Source organism: Candidatus Symbiopectobacterium sp. NZEC151, from assembly GCF_025962655.1.
Lineage (GTDB): Bacteria > Pseudomonadota > Gammaproteobacteria > Enterobacterales > Enterobacteriaceae > Symbiopectobacterium.
Genome location: NZ_JAGFPE010000001.1, coordinates 1103699 through 1120669, shown reverse-complemented (window position 1 = coordinate 1120669; position 16971 = coordinate 1103699). Strand labels below are relative to the sequence as shown.

Sequence of the window (16971 nt, the reverse complement as noted above, 5' to 3'; positions counted from 1 at the left end):
TACTGTCACTTCAATTGACTTTATTGACTGATTATTAATTCAAGGCAAAGTAATGGCGAAAGGGGTCATGAATTCAATTCATAACGCTATTGTGCTTTTGAGGGATTAATGCGGTGCTGACCGTCAGATAGGATGTGAGGGTACGCCGAATGCAGGGGACCCGCTCTGCTGTCGGCCTTAATGCTAACTGCTTAGTGAATAAACATGAATCAATCGCAACAACCCGCTACCCGCAAACGATTACAACAGGGCGGATGGGGATTTATTGTCATCCTCAGCGCCTTGATGGCCTTCACTTCACTGTCTACCGATATCTATCTGCCTGCGATGCCGGTGATGGGTAGCGATCTGCACGGCAATGCCGAATTAACCATTACCGGATTTTTGGTTGGTTTTGCCATCGCGCAGCTTATTTGGGGCCCGATCAGCGATCGCATTGGGCGACGTCGGCCGCTGTTTATCGGTATGGTGCTGTTTGTGATTGGCTCCATCGGCTGCGCCCGTTCGACCTCTATTGAGCAGATTGTGTTCTGGCGCATTTTCCAGGCGTTGGGGGCCTGCACCGGGCCGATGTTGGCGCGCGCGATGATCCGCGATCTGTTTGCCCGCACGCGCGCCGCCCAGATGCTCTCCACGTTGGTGGTGGTGATGGCGATTGCGCCGATTGTCGGCCCGCTACTGGGCGGGCAGATTATTCGTGTCAGTACCTGGCCGATGATTTTCTGGCTGTTGGCAGTGATAGGCATCGCTATGTTTGTTTCGTTGCTGTGGCTGCCGGAAACGCTGCCGGTGGAAAAGCGCGTCAATGCCTCATTCACCGATGCGTTTCGCAACTATTATTCGCTGCTGAAAAACCCGAGCTATCGCCGGTTTACCCTGTGTGTGACCTTTTATTATGTCTCGGCCTATGCGTTTATTGCCGGATCGCCGTTGGTCTACATCCGTTATTACGGCATTGATCCGCAGCACTATGGCTGGCTTTTTGCCGTCAATATTCTCGGGGTGATGGCCCTGAGTCTGGTCAATCGCACAGTAGTGCAGCGCTTTACGCTGGAAATATTAGTAAAATACGCCACGCGGATCGCAGCGTTGGCCATGCTGGTTATGGCGGTGGCCGTCAAGATGCAGTGGGGCGGCAGTCTGGCTATCGTGGTGCTGGTGTTTGTTTTCTTCTCGATGAACGGCATCGTGGCGGCAACCTCCACCGCCGCCGCGCTGGACGCCGTGCCGACCATGACCGGATCGGCCTCGGCGTTGATCGGCGCATTGCAATACGGTAGCGGCATCATCTCCTCGCTGTTGCTGGCGTGGTTAAGTGATGGCACGCCGTGGACCATGGCATGGATTATGGCGTTGTTTACCGTCGCCAGTGCGGCAATGGTGACCGGTGTCGGCACCAAAAACGCGGCAGGTGAACCCGATTAAGGAACAAGGGATGAATGTTATTTTCGATATGGACGGTACGCTGGTGGATTCTGTGCCGGGGATTCGCGCCAGTCTGGCCTACGCGCTGGAACAGCAAGGGCACCGTATGGCCGAAGAGACGGACATCACCGCCTTGATTGGGCCACCGATGGATCAGATTGTCGCGACGCTGCTGGCACCGTTTGGTGACGATCGCGTAGCGCAGACGGTGGCGCTCTATCGTGAACATTATGGTCGCGTCGGGTTACTTCAGGGATTGATGTATCCGGGCATTGAGCCGGTGCTTCAAACGCTGCACGCCGAGGGACATCGGCTGTTTATCGCCACCTCAAAACGACAACCTTTTGCGGAACGGATAGTGGCGCGTATCGGCATCAGCGCGCTGTTTGACGACATTCTCGGCACACCGCTGGATGGCAGCATGGACGATAAACGGCTGCTGGTGGCGCATCTGGTGGGCAAGCAGGGTTTGCCGCCCTCCATATCGGTCATGGTCGGCGACCGTAAAGAAGATATTGTTAGCGCGCAGCATAACCACCTGTTATCGATTGGCGCACGCTGGGGATATGGCTCGTTACAAGAGTTGGTCAGCAGCGGCGCAGACCGGTTGTGCCAATCGCCAGCGGATTTGCTTCCGGCTATCCATGCGCTAGCCACGACGTCCGCGCGTTAGTATCGGAGCAGGATCACTGTCTGGGATATCAACGTGCGGTAGTCTTATCGCTCAGCAGTATTCGCGTTAAGACGGGGAAAGAGGATGGCGGTTCCACAAGACAAAGCCGCGTTGTTGGCGGCAATCGACGGCGAATTCAGTAAGCTGTGCAAGGAGTTTGCGCAGGTGCCTGCCGCAGTTGTGGATGAACCAAGCCTGCCGGGACACGCTAAAGACACGATGATGAGCGTGAACAACCTCGCCGCCTATCTGTTGGGATGGAATGAACTGGTGCTGAAATGGCTGGCGCGGGATGCCGCCGGTGAGCCCATTGATTTTCCTGAAACAGGGTTCAAATGGAATGAGCTGGGTCGGTTGGCACAAAAATTCTATCACGATTATGAGGCACTCCCTTTTACGCAGGTGATTGAACGTCTGATCGCCGCTCAGGCGCACATTGTTGCTCACATCAACGCCAGCAGCGATGAGCAACTTTACGGCCAGCCGTGGTACGGAAAATGGACGCAAGGCCGCATGATTCAATTCAATACCTCTTCCCCTTATAACAACGCGCATGGGCGTTTGCGTAAATGGCGTAAGGGGAAAGGTGATTAGTGCACTCAATGCAGGTGTGCAATGATCATTTGATTTCCAAATAGAAACCAATTTACTATATAAATCACGATTTATAGCCAAATTGGTTTCTGTAAGGAATGCAAGTGACAAGGTTATCGATGTCTGAACACGGCAAGCTGCCGGAACCCAGCGCGTTGGAAAACGCGTTGTCCGGTTTGCAGTGTGTGCTGGTGGCTCGGCGAGCGCGTTATACGCCAGAAGCCGTAAGCTGGGGGCAGTATGACATTTTGGAACTGCTGCGACTGCAAGGCGGAATGACGCCTTCTGCATTGGGCGAGCGACTGGGTATTGCTCGCACCGGCGTATCCAAATCCCTACGCGTTTTGAAAGATTTGGGGCTGATCGCACAGGTGCAGGACGATGACGATCGGCGTGCGCAAGTTACCGTATTAACCGAACTCGGGCGCGATTTTCTGGCGCGGGCGGCAGACGGCCGCCGCGATGCGGCACAGCGCGCAATGGAAGCCCTGTCTGCGGGTGAGCAAGCCATTTTCACTGAGCTGTGCGAGAAGGTCAGTGCGGCATTAGCCATGCAGGAGGCGCGGGCCGGGGCGGATCAACCATGAGCAACGCGATCCGAGGTTATCGTGATATGGAGATTATCGGCGCGCGTGAAAATAACCTGCGTAATGTCAGCTTGCGTATTCACAAAGGGTGTATCACCGTGTTTACCGGCGTATCCGGCTCTGGCAAATCCTCACTGGTGTTTGACACGCTAGCCGCAGAATCACAGCGTCAGTTCAACGAAAGCCACAGCGCGTTTATCCGCCATCGACTCACGCATTACGGTCAGCCGCAGGCTGATGCCTTACGTTATCTGCCCGCATCCATTATTGTCGATCAACAACCGCTGCGCGGTAATGCGCGTTCCACGGTCGGCACCGCGACCGATATTCAGCCTTTGCTACGCCTGTTGTTTTCTCGTGCTGGTCAGCCCTTTATTGGCTATGCAAACGTGTTTTCTTTTAATCATCCTCAGGGTATGTGCCCCCAGTGTCAGGGGCTCGGCGTGGTAGATCAGCTTGATATTGAACGGCTGTTCGATCGCCGCCGATCGCTCAATCAGGGCGCGATTCGCTTTCCCACGTTTGCGCCCGGTAGCTACCGCTGGAAACGCTACGTCTGCTCTGGGCTGTTTGATAATGACAAACCGCTGTCAGACTATTCGTCCGCCGAGTGGCAGACCTTACTGTATGACGACGATCGCGCGGTGACGCAGCCTTTACCTGGATGGCCAGCAACCGCGCGCTATCAGGGGGTGATCCCGCGCTTTCGACGCGCTTATCTCGATCATGAACCCAGCCGTTTGACACAGGCGGAGCGTGAAGGGTTGGCCGCGGTGATCGCGCGCCAGACCTGTCCTGATTGTGTGGGCGCGCGGCTTAACCCCACCGTGCTGTCGTGCAACATTGCGGGCAAGTCGATTGCGGATTGTGCGGCAATGGAGGTCGGGCAGTTGCTGATTTTTTTGCGCGGGTTGGCGATTGCTCCGGTTGTCTCGGTGGTAGCGGCAATGATCGAGCGACTGGAGCAAATGGCGACGTTGGGATTGGATTATCTGAGTCTGGCGCGCGCGACAGCAAGTTTGTCCGGCGGAGAAGCGCAACGAGTCAAAATGGTGCGGTATCTGAATAGCAACCTTGCCGATATCGCCTATATCTTTGATGAGCCCAGTGCAGGCTTGCATCCACGCGATGTGCATCAACTCAATACCTTGTTGCGCGGTTTGCGTGACAAAGGCAATACGGTGCTGGTGGTGGAGCACGATCCGGCGGTTATCGCCATCGCCGATAACATTGTTGATATGGGGCCGGCCGCCGGTATTGACGGCGGGCGCGTGGTCTATCAGGGGGATTATGCCGGATTACGACTCGCGGATACGCCAACCGCCCGTGCGCTTTCCCGTCCCTTACGTCTTAATACCCAACCGCGCGTGACGACCGGGCAATTGTCGTTGCATGATGTTTCGTTGCATAACCTGCATCATATCGATGTGACATTCCCTATGGGAGCACTCACCGTTGTCACCGGCGTAGCGGGGGCGGGGAAAAGCACGTTAGTGAACCGACTGTTGCCACGCCACTATCCGCATGCCGTGCTGATTGACCAACGCGCGCTTGGCGGAACGCGTCGGTCAACGATTGCCAGCTATATGGGGATAGTGGAGCCTATCCGCGCGTTGTTTGCGCGTGTCAGTGGGCATCCCGCCAGCCTGTTTAGCAGCAACGGACAAGGGGCTTGCCCGGAATGCAAAGGACTGGGAATGATACACACCGATCTGGCGTTTATGGACAGCGTTGAAACGCCCTGCGAAGCCTGTGCAGGCAGCGGATTTAATCATGCTGCGCGTGCGGTGGACTATTTAGGGAAAAACATGGTGCAGACACTGGCGCTCTCTGTGGCGCAAGCCATGGTGCATTTTTCCGGTCATGCGCCCATTGTGCGGTTATTGCAGCGTTTGCAGCGCGTCGGTTTAGACTATGCGCCGTTGGGCCAATGCCTGAGTACACTTTCCGGCGGTGAACGACAACGGTTGAAACTGGCATCTCAACTGGAAGAGGGCGGTTCGCTGTATCTGTTTGATGAACCTACCACCGGTTTACACCGTGCGGATGTGGACCGATTGCTGGCGCTGTTTGATGGGCTGGTCGAGCGCGGTCATACCGTGATTGTGGCTGAGCACAATCTGGATGTGATTGCACATGCTGACTGGCTGATTGAAATGGGGCCGGGTGCCGGGCACCGTGGTGGACAGGTGGTGTTTGCGGGAACGGCCTCAGCGATGATGGATGCACCGGATTCGATTACCGGCCCGTTTCTCAAGGCCGCGATGAATGCATGATCGGTTCGCCATCAACCGAACGCCTGGGCGAGATAAGCGCTCTCGCGCCAGGCGGTTTTCGGCTTAGTTTAACCGTGCCAACGCGGGCAGGATGTCACTACCATCGTCAACGCGGAACTGAGCCACGGTGCGAGACAATCCCTGAGCCTGATCGCTGAGCGATTTGGCGGCGGCCAGCGCTTCTTGCACCAGTGCGGCATTTTGCTCGGTGCTTTGATCCATCTGCGCAACGGCCAGGTTGACCTGCTCAATACCTGAGCTTTGTTCTGCGCTGGCGGCGCTGATTTCAGCAACGGTGGCTGTCACGCGTTGCACGCTTTCAACCACTTCACTCATGGTAACACCGGCACGTTTCACCAGCGTGGTGCCTTCATCCACTTTGGATACTGAGTCATCGATCAGGCCCTTGATCTCCTTGGCGGCAGACGCGGAGCGCTGTGCCAGCGTGCGCACTTCGGTGGCGACCACGGCAAAACCGCGACCTTGTTCACCGGCACGCGCCGCTTCGACGGCGGCATTTAACGCCAGAATATTGGTCTGGAAGGCGATGCTGTCAATCACCCCGATGATGTCCACCACTTTACGCGACGAGCCGTTGATGGAATCCATGGTATTCACCACTTGTTTAACCACAGCACCACCGCGAACAGCGACGTCGGAGGCAGACTGCGCCAACGCATTGGCGTTGCGGGCATTCTCTGCGTTGTTATGTACCGTCGAGGTGAGTTGTTCCATCGCGGCGGCGGTTTCCTGCAACGCGCTGGCTTGCGATTCGGTGCGTGATGACAGGTCTTCGTTACCGGATGCAATTTGCATCGATGCGGTAGTGATGGAGTGGGTGCTGCTGCGTACCTGGCTCACCAAATCAGCCAGTTTGTCGCGCATGGCTCTGATGGCAAACAAAATACTGCTGTTGTCGCCTGGACGCGTTTGCACGTCAACGGTCAGGTTACCGTCAGCGATTTCACGTACCACTTCTACCGCGTATTGCGGCTCACCGCCCAATTGACGCAGTAACGTGCGCAGCATGTTCCAGGCCAACAGCGTGGTGGCGAGTATTAACACGGTAACGAGCGCCAGCAGCATCAGCGCATTGCGCCAGAACGTCTGCTGAATATCATCGATATAGTCGCCGGTGCCAATGATCCAGTCGAAGGGTTCGAAGTGCGTGATGGCGTAGAGTTTATCAACCAGGCCATCCGTACCGGGGCGCATGCCCTTACCCGAGGTGAAGGCTAGGGGCTGGCCTTGCTGCGCGGCCTGCTTAAGCGCATCACGGTTACGCACGCCGGATTCTCGGCCGCCGTTGGCATCCACAATACCGACGCGTTTGGCGTCAGGGTGAACATAGTTCACGTCATCGCTGTAGCCGAGTACGAAGAAATAGCGTGTATCTTTATGAAAGCTGCCAATGGCACGTTTGGCTTCGGCCATGGCTTCGTCATGACTGATCTGACCTGCCTTTTCCCGGTCATACGCTTTTTGTGCGGAGGCTTGCGCTAACTCAACCAACGTTGTCAGGTGGCTGGTGCGCTCTTTCATCAGCGAAGAATAGAGTGTATTCAACGCTACAGCAGATAAAATCAATAGACCCAATAGTGTTGCGCCGCAAAGCAGCATAATCCGAGTGCGTAGTTTCATGGTGTAGTCTCTTCTCTCGTTTTCAAGCAGATCAAACGTCACACTAGGCGCTGGCGTAGTGTTTCAATAAGGAAATGACGGCGTTGTGAAAACGTGCAGTCTGAAGATGCAAGGAGGGAGGGCTGGCTCACCAACCGCCCATCCTTGGCAGCCGCAGATAACATTTACAACGTGGTACTCTTACACCACCTGTCGTTTTATTAGGCAGATAAGTCCATATTATTTATTGGTTTTCCTTATTAATACCTCTATCGGCACGCTAACCTGCTTCTTTATAGAAAAATGGCCTTATGCCGATTTAGTACCATACTTATACTGTCTATGGATGCCGTTGCTGCTGCATGTCTCGTTATTATCATTATGAAATCATTGAATATTTAGCGTGCTAATTAACGGGTGTGACAAAAATTTTATTTATTTCATGGCCAGGTTAAAGGTGGTTATAACCGCTATTTGCTGTGAATACGCTATTTTTCCACATGATAAAAAATACACAACGTGCGCTTTATGCTGAATATTTGCGTATCAATGATATTTATATTTGCGCGTTATGTGGATTGCCTCCGGAATTAACTTTTTTGGCGTAGAGCCTCGGATAAGGGACGATCGCGGTTCATATAATGAGGAGCTAAAACAATGTTTGGAGCACTTAACCGAGCCGAATCGCTCTCTGCCGAGGCTATAGCACAGCAATTTAACGCGTTGGATCAGGGCATGGCGATTGCGGAATTTGATCTCGATGGCGGGTTGCGCCGAGCGAATCAAAACTATCTTTCGCTGTTTGGCTACCGTGCCGATGAGATTTGTGGCTGGGATCACCGTCAATTTTGCTTTCCTGCGTTTGCCGACAGCCCGGCGTATTCCGCATTTTGGGACAGTCTGCGTCAAGGCGCGCCCCATTCCGATCTGGTTGAGCGTCAGCGCCGCGATGGGGCGCAACTCTGGCTTGAAGCCACTTACATTCCGGTGCGTGACGACGGCGGCGAGGTGCAGCATATTCTGAAAATCGCCATGGATGTCAGCGTCAGAGTCCAGCACGAACATGACCAGAATGAGCGCCTGCGGCGTTTGTCACTGGTGGCTGATGCCACGGATACCGCGGTGCTGATCAGCGATGCGCAGTGGCAGATTATCTATGTCAACGTTGGTTTCGTGCATATGTTTGGCTGGACGGCAGACGAAGCGATAGGGCAAAGGCCGATAGCCCTGATTTCGCCCCAACAAGATAGCGTGATGGTGGAGGGGCTACGCACCATTTTGCGTTCTGGCAAACCGTTCGAGCGGGAAGAGGTTCTGGTCGGAAAACACGGACAGCGTTATTGGGCAAAAGTGATCTCGAACCCGGTCATGAACGCAGAGGGCAGCCTGTTGTATACCGTATCGACGCTGACCGATATTACCAGCGCAAAGATGCATGAGGTATTACAGCATCAGGCGCTTGAAGCGTTGGTGGCAGAGCGTCCGCTGGCAGAGGTGCTTAATCTGATGTGTCGCGAAGTGGAGCGCATTGCGCCCGATATCGCGGCCACCATTTTGGAGGTCGATAATTACGGCAAACTGCATCCGCTGGCCGGACCCAGCATGCCCGATGAGTATTCTCAGGCGCTGGACGGCAGCTCGATAGGACCAAAAGCCGGGGCATGCGGCACCGCGGCGTTTCGCAACGAGGTGGTGATTGTCGATGACATTGCGACGGATCCCCTCTGGGAAGGTTATCGCCAGTTGATCCTGCCGCTCGGTTACATTGGCTGTTGGTCTACGCCGGTCCGCAACAACCATGGGCAGGTTATCGCCACCTTCGCGCTCTACTTCCGCACGCCGCGCAACACCATGGCGAGAGCGTTTCATCAAGGATTGATCGATGCCTGTACCCATTTATGTGCGCTGGCGCTGGTGCGTGAGCATGAACGCCAGCGCATGCGCCAACTGGCGTTCTATGACAGCTTGACGGGAATGCCGAACCGCAGCCTGCTCGAAGCCACTACCGATCAGGCTATCGCCGCCGCCACCCGCGACGACGACGAGATGGCGTTTTTGTTTATCGATCTCGATCGCTTCAAACAAATCAACGATTCGCTGGGACATCCGGCGGGGGATGAACTGTTGCGACAGGTGGCCGCCCGCTTGCGTCATGAGTTGCGGGCGGTGGACATTGCCGGGCGACTTTCCGGTGACGAATTTGTGGTGATTTTGCCGGGATGCGGCATGGGCCAGGTGGGCGATAGGGTTGAGCAGCTTCAATCGGTACTGGCTGAACCCATGCTGCTGCTGGGCACCAGTGTGTCGATATCCGCCAGCGTCGGGATCGCCATGTTTCCGACCGACGGTCGAGATTTGGATACGCTGCTGCATCGCGCCGATATGGCGATGTATCAGGCCAAAAGTGGTGGACGTGGGCAATCCCGTTTCTACAGCAATGAAATGAATCAACTGGCGCAAGAACGTCTTGCGTTGGAAACCGCACTGCGCCAGGCATTGAAGCTCAATCAACTCTCCTTGCACTACCAGCCGCAAATTGAGCTGGCAACCGGGAAACTGTACGGTGTGGAAGCGCTGGCGCGCTGGACGCACCCGCAGCTTGGCAGTATTCCGCCAACGCGTTTTATTCCGCTGGCAGAAGATTGCGGATTGATCGCCGATTTGGGCCGCTGGGCGCTGCGCGAAGCCTGCTGCCAACTGGCCGCCTGGCGGGATGCAGGACTGCCGGTGCCCTCGGTTTCTGTCAACCTGTCGCCCACCAGTTTCCACAACCTCGATCTGCCGCGCATGATTGCGTCTACCCTCGCCAGTCATGCGTTGTCGCCGGAGCATTTAACCCTCGAACTCACCGAGAGCGTGCTGCTCGATACCAACCCCAATACCATGAAAACCATTGCTGAAGTGCGTGAGCAAGGGGTGCGCCTGTCGATGGATGATTTCGGCACCGGCTATTCCAGTCTCAGCTATCTGCGCCGCTTGCCGGTTACCGAGCTAAAACTGGATCGCAGTTTTGTCGCCGATTTGGAGGCAGATGAAGCGGCGCGGGCGTTGAGCAGCGCCATTTTAGGGATTGGCAATAGCCTGTCTCTCACCGTGGTTGCCGAAGGTATTGAAACGCCAGCGCAAAATCGGTTTCTGCGCGAACAGGGCTATCCGGTGGCGCAAGGCTACCTGTTTGCCAAGCCGATGGCACCTGACCAGATGGGCTGCTGGTTAGCGGCGCGCAAACAGTGCGATGCAGATGGCTCTGTCTCTATTGAGGATACGCAGAGTCACTAAATTCGCGCGTGAGCCGGATTGTTTCCTAATGTTTCATATTATTAACGTATTAACGAAAAACTGCATAAACCCTTACGCTGGAAACAGTTACACCAGCAAAAATCATAAGGGATGCAGTAAATGATAAAAAAAATAGCAGTGGCTGTGGGATTGGCGTGTCTTTCTTCTTCCGCATGGGCAGTGGACTATGGCGATTACGCACAGGTGACCGTGGATCGTCTGATCCATGATTACCCCGGACGCTATCGCGGTACGGATAATTTTGCCGGCGCAGCGGACTGGATGGAGCAGCGCATGCTGTCATCCGGGTATACCGCAGTCAGACAGGATTTTACCTGGACGGCAGGGGGCAGTTCGCGCGCCTCACAAAACGTGCTGGTTTATAATCAAGGGGTAAGCAACGATTACATCATCACCGGCGCGCATTTTGACACGTACTTCAATCGCCCGACGTTACAAGGGCTCGACGATAACGCGTCTGGCGCGGCTATCCTGACCGAAATCGCGCGTAATTTCAGCGGCGTTCAAACAGAGAAATCCCTGGTATTTGCCGCATTCGGTGCGGAAGAAGAGGGGCTGCGTGGCTCGCAGGCGTTGGTCAATGCCTTGCAGGCCGACGGTTATGACGGCAATCTCAAGGCGATGATCAACATGGACAGCATGATCACCGGTGACATGCTGTATGCCCATGCGGGCAGCAACAGCGTGGCAAATCCCGCGCTGACCAGCTTGCGCGAACAGACGTTGCGTATCGCCAAAGAGTTGGGAATAGCGCTGTTTACCAACCCGGGCCTTAATCCTGATTATCCCGCTGGTACCGGCTGTTGTAGCGACGGTGACAGTTTTAACAATGCCTTTAACATCCCGGTGCTGTATATGGAGGCGACCAACTGGAACATCGGCGATTTAGACGGTTATGAACAGACCACGAATCCGGCCATTCCCGGTGGCGCAACCTGGCATAACCCCGCCCTTGACAACGAAACGGTGCTGACAGACGCGTTGGGTCCCGATCGCGTGGCGCAGCGGCTGAGCGACGTTTCTCGCCTGATCTCGCGTTTGCTGCTGGAAATCTCCGATACCGATCGACTTCATTCTGCAATGTCGGCGGCAGATATGCAGCGCGCCATGGAAGACAGTGTGAAACGCCAGCATCAATCGTTGGCCGATCTTCACAGCCAGCGTTGGTCGATGCTCCAGGATTTGCCACGACGGACAGGATCGCTGGACGGTGCCGTCGGGATTGAAGGGCAGCAACTGCCATCTTCCGGGTTCGATCTGGCTCCACAAAAAAATGCGCGTGCGGTGATGGCCTACGCACTGCTGGATTATACACTAAGTGACAGCGTCACCGTTGGTGGCAGCCTGAGCGTCATGCGCAATACCGATGAACTGGAACGTAATGGGCACCTGAAAAGTGATACCTGGCAGGCCGGACTCTATTCCCTGTGGCATGACGGCGGTCCGCTGTGGGCCGCTGGGGATATCTCAGGCGGGCGCGCCTCAATCGATACCCGTCGTGATGTGCATATCCAGTCTGCGGGGGGGCCGGTGCTGTTGGATAATACGCTGAGCGGTGAAACGCAAGCCCAGTTTATCAGCACGCGTTTGATGAGCGGTTATGATTTCTCACTGGGCGCGTGGCGCACCGGCCCTTTGGTCGAGATGGATTATAGCCATTATCGCATCAACGGCTTTGATGACCGGGAATCTTTACGCACTGCGGTTCGCTATGAAAAACAGAACCTGAACTCGCTGGAAGCGCGTCTTGGCTGGCGCGTGCGCGGTAATATCGATCTCAATTCCACCTTCTCACTGCACCCTTATGCGTCAGTGAGTTGGGTCAATGAGTTGGCCGATGGATTAAATGACCGTTTTACCGTTCATGCGCGCGATGGCGGCGGGGCGCGTAGCGTGCAAGTGGCATCACCGGATAAACATTTTGGTCGTGCCGCGCTGGGCTTACAGTGGGTGACGGAAAAACACCTGAATGTCTACACCGAAGTGGGCAGCCGTTTTTCCCATGATGACGGCGATCAAACGCAATATACCTTGGGCCTTCAGTGGATGTTTTGATAACCGCGCATTAACCTTTACCTTCACCTGCGATAACAAAGGTTGTCGCAGGTTTTTTTTTGCTAAACATATCCGTTTTCCGCATTTAACTTTGCTTATCGTAGCGCGCATAATTCAAAAAAATATTTCAATTAAGCTTTTATTCTCTTTTAAGAATAAGCATCGGCACCCTATTGGCTAAAGGACAGGATGATGACAACTAACACCGTGAGTAATATTGCCACATCAGAAATTACTCATGAAATTGCGCAAGATGGCGCATTTATCAGACAACAGAATCGTTTTACCACCCCTTTCGGTGATAAGCCGGGTGAACTTCCAGTAGAAAAGGATCGTTATCGTCTGCTGTGGACGCCTATTTGCCCCTGGGCGCACCGTGCGGTGATTGTGAGAAAACTGTTGGGATTAGAGGATGTTATCAGTCTGGGAACGGCACACCCGGTGAGAACCACGCGTGGATGGGCCTTTTCATTGGATGAAGGTGGCGTTGACCCGGTATTGGGCATTCATTATTTGCCCGAAATTTATGCCAAAAGCGATGCCAATTATACCGGGCGTGCCACGGTGCCCGCCGTGGTCGATGTGAAAAAGGGGATTGTGGTAAATAACGACTATTTTAAGTTGACGAATTATTTCGAAGTGGCATTTAAAAAATTTCATAAGCCGGATGCCCCCGATCTCTATCCTGAAGCGTTACGCACGGAGATTGATGCACTGAATGCGGTTATTTTCCATGACGTCAACAATGGCGTGTATAAAGCCGGATTTGCGCAGACGCAATCTGCTTATGAATCCGCATGGGACACTTTATTTAATCGCTTGGATATTTTAGAGCAGCGCCTTGCCAGCCAACGCTATTTGTTTGGTGACCGCATTACGGATTCGGACGTCAGGTTATACGTCACGCTGGCGCGCTTTGATGTGGCGTACTACAGCGTTTTTCGCACCAACCGCAATCGCGTGATCGATTTTCCGCATTTATGGGGCTATGCGCGCGATCTCTACCAGACGCCGGGTTTTGGCGACACCACCGATTTTCATGCCATCAAACAGGGTTACCAGTTAGGCGATTTCAACGCCAACCCGTATCAAATTCTGGCAAAAGGGCCTGATGTATCGCTCTGGCATTTCTCCCACCAGCGCGCCGCGCTGTAATACGACAATTGCGCATGATAGTGGATGCGAGATAACAACCTATTTCTTACGATCAGGATAACAACCATGAATTTACAGATGACCAGGCACGCGGTTGCGTCGTTCTTTTTAGTGGGTGCCGGTGTGGCTATCGGCGGTTTTTATGGCATTGACCCTGTCAACGCAGCCACGACGGATAAACCGGTTAATATCGTGGTCGCCACTTCGGCCGGCCCGCGACCTTTTACCTATTTTGATAAGGATAATCAGCTGGTAGGCTATGATATTGATCTCGCCAGAGCGGTGTTCAGCCATCTGCCGCAATATAAAGTCTCTTTTACTACCACCGAATTCCCCTCAATATTGGCCGGACTTGATTCCGACCGTTTTCAGGTCGGTGCAAATAACTTTGCTGAAAACAAACAGCGCAAAGAAAAATACATTTTTACGCAGCCGATATTTGAAAACCAGTTTGTGATTGCCATCAGTGAAAAAAATGACAGTATTCATTCTTTGAAAGATCTGCTGGGGAAATCCACGGAAGTCAATCCGGGTATCAACTTCACCACCGCGTTGGAAAAGTATAACCAGCAACATAAAGAGAATCCGGTCAATCTGAAGTACACCGAAGCGGAGCTGTTACCCGTATTGCAGAACGTAGAGAGTGGCAGAGCAGACTTCCAGTTGATTGATAAATCGATGCTGGAACAGTACATCGCAGAGTACCAGCTGAAACTGAAGGTGATACCGCTTAGCAAAGAAGAAAGCGGGCTTATCGCTGCGCCTTACAGCTACTTCCTGGTTGCCAAAGGCACGAAGGGAGAGATCCTGGCGAACGACATCAATGCGCAGTTACAGAAATTGATCGCGGATGGCACGGTAACGGCGATCAGTCAGAAATATTTCCACGGCGACTACGCACCCAAATAAAAGAAGGTCTGCGCTGAATGCCTACTATTTTTGACATAAAATTGGTTTTTACGCAGATCCCGGCGTTACTGGAGTATTTACCGGTAACGCTGTTGATCACTGCGTTTTCAATGATCGCCGGTGTTATTCTGGGGTTTGCTATTGCGTTAATCAGAATTAAACGCATCTGGTTGCTTAATTCAGGCGCGGGCGTGTTTGTCTCTTTTATTCGTGGGACGCCGTTGATTGTCCAGCTCTACCTGACCTATTACGGCATTCCTATCCTGCTAAAATATTACAATTATTACAACCAGACCGATTACAGCGTCAATGATATTCCCACGCTACTGTTTGTGTTATTGGCTTTTTCGCTCAATGAAGCGGCATATAATTCAGAAAGTATTCGGGCCGCGCTATTGTCGGTGGATAAAAAACAGATCGAAGCCGCCCAATCGCTGGGCATGACGCCCCTTCAGGTGTTGAGACGCGTGACGATCCCAGAAGCCTTTGTGGTGGCACTGCCCACCTTAGGCAACGCCTTGATCGGTTTATTGAAGGGCACCTCATTGGCATTTGTCTGTTCGGTGATTGAATTAACTGCGCGCGGCAAGATCCTGGCGAGCAGCAACTATCGCTATTTCGAAGTGTATGTCTCGCTGGCGCTGATTTATTGGGGGCTCACCATTATTATTGAGGCGCTGATCAAAGTAATAGAAGCCCGAATTCGGATACCTGAGCGTCCGCTGGTCAATAAGGGAGCGATAGCCAGTGATCGACATTAAACATTTATCGAAAACCTTTCAGAACGACACCATCCTGAATGATATCTCGTTCCACCTCGCGAAAGGGGACGTGATGGCGATTATTGGCTCTTCGGGCGCGGGGAAATCAACGCTGCTGCGCTGCATCAATCGCCTTGAACAGCCCGAACACGGCGAAGTGACCATCGCTGGCGAGGTGTTCAATCTTGCGACATTACCGCGTCGTGACTTGGTTCGTCTGCGACAGAGCACGGCCATGGTGTTCCAGCAATTCAGCCTGTTTCAGCAAAAAACGGCGCTGGAGAATGTAATGGAAGGCTTAACCATCGTCAAAAAATACCCGAAAGAAAAAGCAAAAAAGGTGGCGATGGCCCAATTAAAAAAGGTTGGGCTGGCTGAGCGTGCTGATTATTACCCACGCCACCTCTCCGGTGGGCAGCAGCAGCGGGTAGGGATAGCGCGCGCATTGGCGATGGAGCCGCAAATTTTGCTGCTGGATGAACCGACATCGGCACTGGATCCCGAATTGGTGACGGAGGTGCTGGATGTGATTAAACAGGCGGCGCTGGAGGGCAATACCATGATCATTGTTTCCCATGAGATGGATTTTGTGCGTCAGGTTGCCAACCGGGTGCTTTTTTTGGAAAAGGGAAAAATCATTGAGGATGGCAGCGCACAGCAGGTGTTTGATAACCCGAAACATGAGCGCACCAAAGCGTTTCTGGCCCGCTACTACCGACGGTTAGAGCCCGAATACCAGATTTAAACAACACGCATCGCGCTCCCTGTGGGGAGCGTGTTTCACGCGATTTAGTGCGTAGCGATAAAGATATGCTGGCGGTGGTACGCGAGTTGACTGACATCGGGCGGAAAGGCGATGGGCAGCCTGAGCGCATGCCCTTCATATTTTGCGAAACTTTGTTCACTCGCCGCGCTTTTTAGCTGCTTGATGCGGGGGGAAAGCACCAGTTCGAGGTGATCGTTAAAGGTGATCAATCCGCGATCGAAGGCTTTATCATGCAAGCTGGAAAGGCACAGGCCGTTACTCGGATCAAGGCGATGTTCAACCGCGTTATTCCAGGGACGGATGTGACTGGCAACCAGCAGCATCGGCTCTTCCAGACCGGTTAGACAACACCGGTTTTCGTAGGCGTCCAACACCCGTTTGCGAAACAGTTGCTGCCCGACACGCGCTTTGATGATGGTGGTTTTTTCTCTGCCACTGAAATCTGCTGCGGGAGTCTCTTGCAACGCCGTCAGCGGTTTTTCCAGCGTGGTCATCGCGGATTGGCATTGCTGCTCAAAGGCATCGCTATCCCGATCCATCTCCTGCCACAATTCGCGATCCGCTTTCGATGCGCCCGTCAGACCGCGACGTCCTGATTCGATAATAAAAGGGTCCAGACTGGCTATGTTCACCAGCTTCATCGCCAGTGCCGACGGTGTGCGGCCAATCAACCCTGCATAATGGATAATATCAGGATTGAGCGCATGCAATTTTCCAAAAGGGATCTGACTGTAGAGCGTAAAAGCCACCAGTAACTGTTCCCGCGTCCAGCGATTTATGGCCGCCATAAGCGATTTCCCGGCAAGTAATTCAACGCGTTATCTGTAACCTTTACTATGCCAGGCTGGGC

At 53.7% G+C, this 16971-nt stretch carries 13 protein-coding genes; 11 read left to right on the top strand and 2 right to left on the bottom strand.

The window, feature by feature from the left end; all coding sequences use genetic code 11:
- The first annotated feature begins 204 nt into the window (after nt 1–204).
- From J5067_RS05080 to J5067_RS05060, 5 genes are all read left to right on the top strand, one after another.
- On the top strand, nt 205–1425 hold the full coding sequence (locus J5067_RS05080; RefSeq protein ID WP_264642798.1) for a multidrug effflux MFS transporter: 1221 nt from the start codon (nt 205–207) through the stop codon (nt 1423–1425).
- Nucleotides 1426–1435: 10 nt separating this feature from the next.
- Nucleotides 1436–2098 (top strand): HAD hydrolase-like protein, encoded by a 663-nt coding sequence (locus J5067_RS05075; RefSeq protein ID WP_264628220.1) that lies wholly within the window; start codon nt 1436–1438, stop codon nt 2096–2098.
- Between the two features lie 84 nt (nt 2099–2182).
- Nucleotides 2183–2692 carry a ClbS/DfsB family four-helix bundle protein gene (locus J5067_RS05070; protein WP_264642796.1) on the top strand — a complete coding sequence of 170 codons (510 nt, stop codon included), beginning with the start codon at nt 2183–2185 and terminating at the stop codon, nt 2690–2692.
- A gap of 104 nt (nt 2693–2796) precedes the next feature.
- A complete protein-coding gene (locus J5067_RS05065; RefSeq protein ID WP_264642795.1) occupies nt 2797–3279 on the top strand; it encodes a MarR family winged helix-turn-helix transcriptional regulator in 483 nt (160 codons plus the stop codon).
- Nucleotides 3276–5555, top strand: coding sequence for an excinuclease ABC subunit UvrA (locus tag J5067_RS05060; protein ID WP_264650581.1), 2280 nt, complete (start codon nt 3276–3278; stop codon nt 5553–5555). The genes J5067_RS05065 and J5067_RS05060 overlap by 4 nt, the downstream gene beginning before the upstream one ends.
- A 63-nt stretch (nt 5556–5618) precedes the next feature.
- Here J5067_RS05060 and J5067_RS05055 read toward each other — a convergent pair whose 3' ends face one another.
- On the bottom strand, nt 5619–7196 hold the full coding sequence (locus tag J5067_RS05055; protein ID WP_264650580.1) for a methyl-accepting chemotaxis protein: 1578 nt from the start codon (nt 7194–7196) through the stop codon (nt 5619–5621).
- A 636-nt stretch (nt 7197–7832) separates the two neighbouring features.
- Here J5067_RS05055 and J5067_RS05050 point away from each other — a divergent pair.
- From J5067_RS05050 to J5067_RS05025, 6 genes are all read left to right on the top strand, one after another.
- Nucleotides 7833–10454 (top strand): EAL domain-containing protein, encoded by a 2622-nt coding sequence (locus tag J5067_RS05050; RefSeq protein ID WP_264642792.1) that lies wholly within the window; start codon nt 7833–7835, stop codon nt 10452–10454.
- 120 nt (nt 10455–10574) lie between these two features.
- Nucleotides 10575–12530, top strand: coding sequence for an autotransporter domain-containing protein (locus tag J5067_RS05045; RefSeq protein WP_264650579.1), 1956 nt, complete (start codon nt 10575–10577; stop codon nt 12528–12530).
- A 189-nt stretch (nt 12531–12719) separates the two neighbouring features.
- Complete coding sequence (locus J5067_RS05040; protein WP_264642790.1) at nt 12720–13685, top strand: glutathione S-transferase family protein; 966 nt, start codon at nt 12720–12722, stop codon at nt 13683–13685.
- A 66-nt stretch (nt 13686–13751) separates the two neighbouring features.
- Complete coding sequence (locus J5067_RS05035) at nt 13752–14594, top strand: transporter substrate-binding domain-containing protein (RefSeq protein WP_264650578.1); 843 nt, start codon at nt 13752–13754, stop codon at nt 14592–14594.
- Between the two features lie 17 nt (nt 14595–14611).
- Nucleotides 14612–15355: an amino acid ABC transporter permease gene (locus tag J5067_RS05030; protein WP_264642788.1), complete on the top strand. Its 744-nt coding sequence runs from the start codon at nt 14612–14614 to the stop codon at nt 15353–15355.
- On the top strand, nt 15342–16100 hold the full coding sequence (locus tag J5067_RS05025; protein ID WP_264642787.1) for an amino acid ABC transporter ATP-binding protein: 759 nt from the start codon (nt 15342–15344) through the stop codon (nt 16098–16100). Before J5067_RS05030 ends, J5067_RS05025 begins: the two co-directional genes overlap by 14 nt.
- Nucleotides 16101–16144: 44 nt before the next feature.
- On the opposite strand, the gene J5067_RS05020 is transcribed toward J5067_RS05025, so the two are convergent.
- Nucleotides 16145–16909 (bottom strand): HNH endonuclease, encoded by a 765-nt coding sequence (locus J5067_RS05020; RefSeq protein WP_264642786.1) that lies wholly within the window; start codon nt 16907–16909, stop codon nt 16145–16147.
- Nucleotides 16910–16971: the final 62 nt, after the last annotated feature.

Excerpts from the sequence above, each read along its gene's own strand:
- J5067_RS05080 (WP_264642798.1), top strand. The coding sequence starts at position 205 with ATGAATCAATCGCAACAACCCGCTACCCGCAAACGATTACAACAGGGC.
- J5067_RS05075 (WP_264628220.1), top strand. The coding sequence starts at position 1,436 with ATGAATGTTATTTTCGATATGGACGGTACGCTGGTGGATTCTGTGCCG.
- J5067_RS05070 (WP_264642796.1), top strand. The coding sequence starts at position 2,183 with ATGGCGGTTCCACAAGACAAAGCCGCGTTGTTGGCGGCAATCGACGGC.
- J5067_RS05060 (WP_264650581.1), top strand. The coding sequence starts at position 3,276 with ATGAGCAACGCGATCCGAGGTTATCGTGATATGGAGATTATCGGCGCG.
- J5067_RS05055 (WP_264650580.1), bottom strand. The coding sequence starts at position 7,196 with ATGAAACTACGCACTCGGATTATGCTGCTTTGCGGCGCAACACTATTG.
- J5067_RS05050 (WP_264642792.1), top strand. The coding sequence starts at position 7,833 with ATGTTTGGAGCACTTAACCGAGCCGAATCGCTCTCTGCCGAGGCTATA.
- J5067_RS05045 (WP_264650579.1), top strand. The coding sequence starts at position 10,575 with ATGATAAAAAAAATAGCAGTGGCTGTGGGATTGGCGTGTCTTTCTTCT.
- J5067_RS05040 (WP_264642790.1), top strand. The coding sequence starts at position 12,720 with ATGATGACAACTAACACCGTGAGTAATATTGCCACATCAGAAATTACT.
- J5067_RS05035 (WP_264650578.1), top strand. The coding sequence starts at position 13,752 with ATGAATTTACAGATGACCAGGCACGCGGTTGCGTCGTTCTTTTTAGTG.
- J5067_RS05030 (WP_264642788.1), top strand. The coding sequence starts at position 14,612 with ATGCCTACTATTTTTGACATAAAATTGGTTTTTACGCAGATCCCGGCG.
- J5067_RS05020 (WP_264642786.1), bottom strand. The coding sequence starts at position 16,909 with ATGGCGGCCATAAATCGCTGGACGCGGGAACAGTTACTGGTGGCTTTT.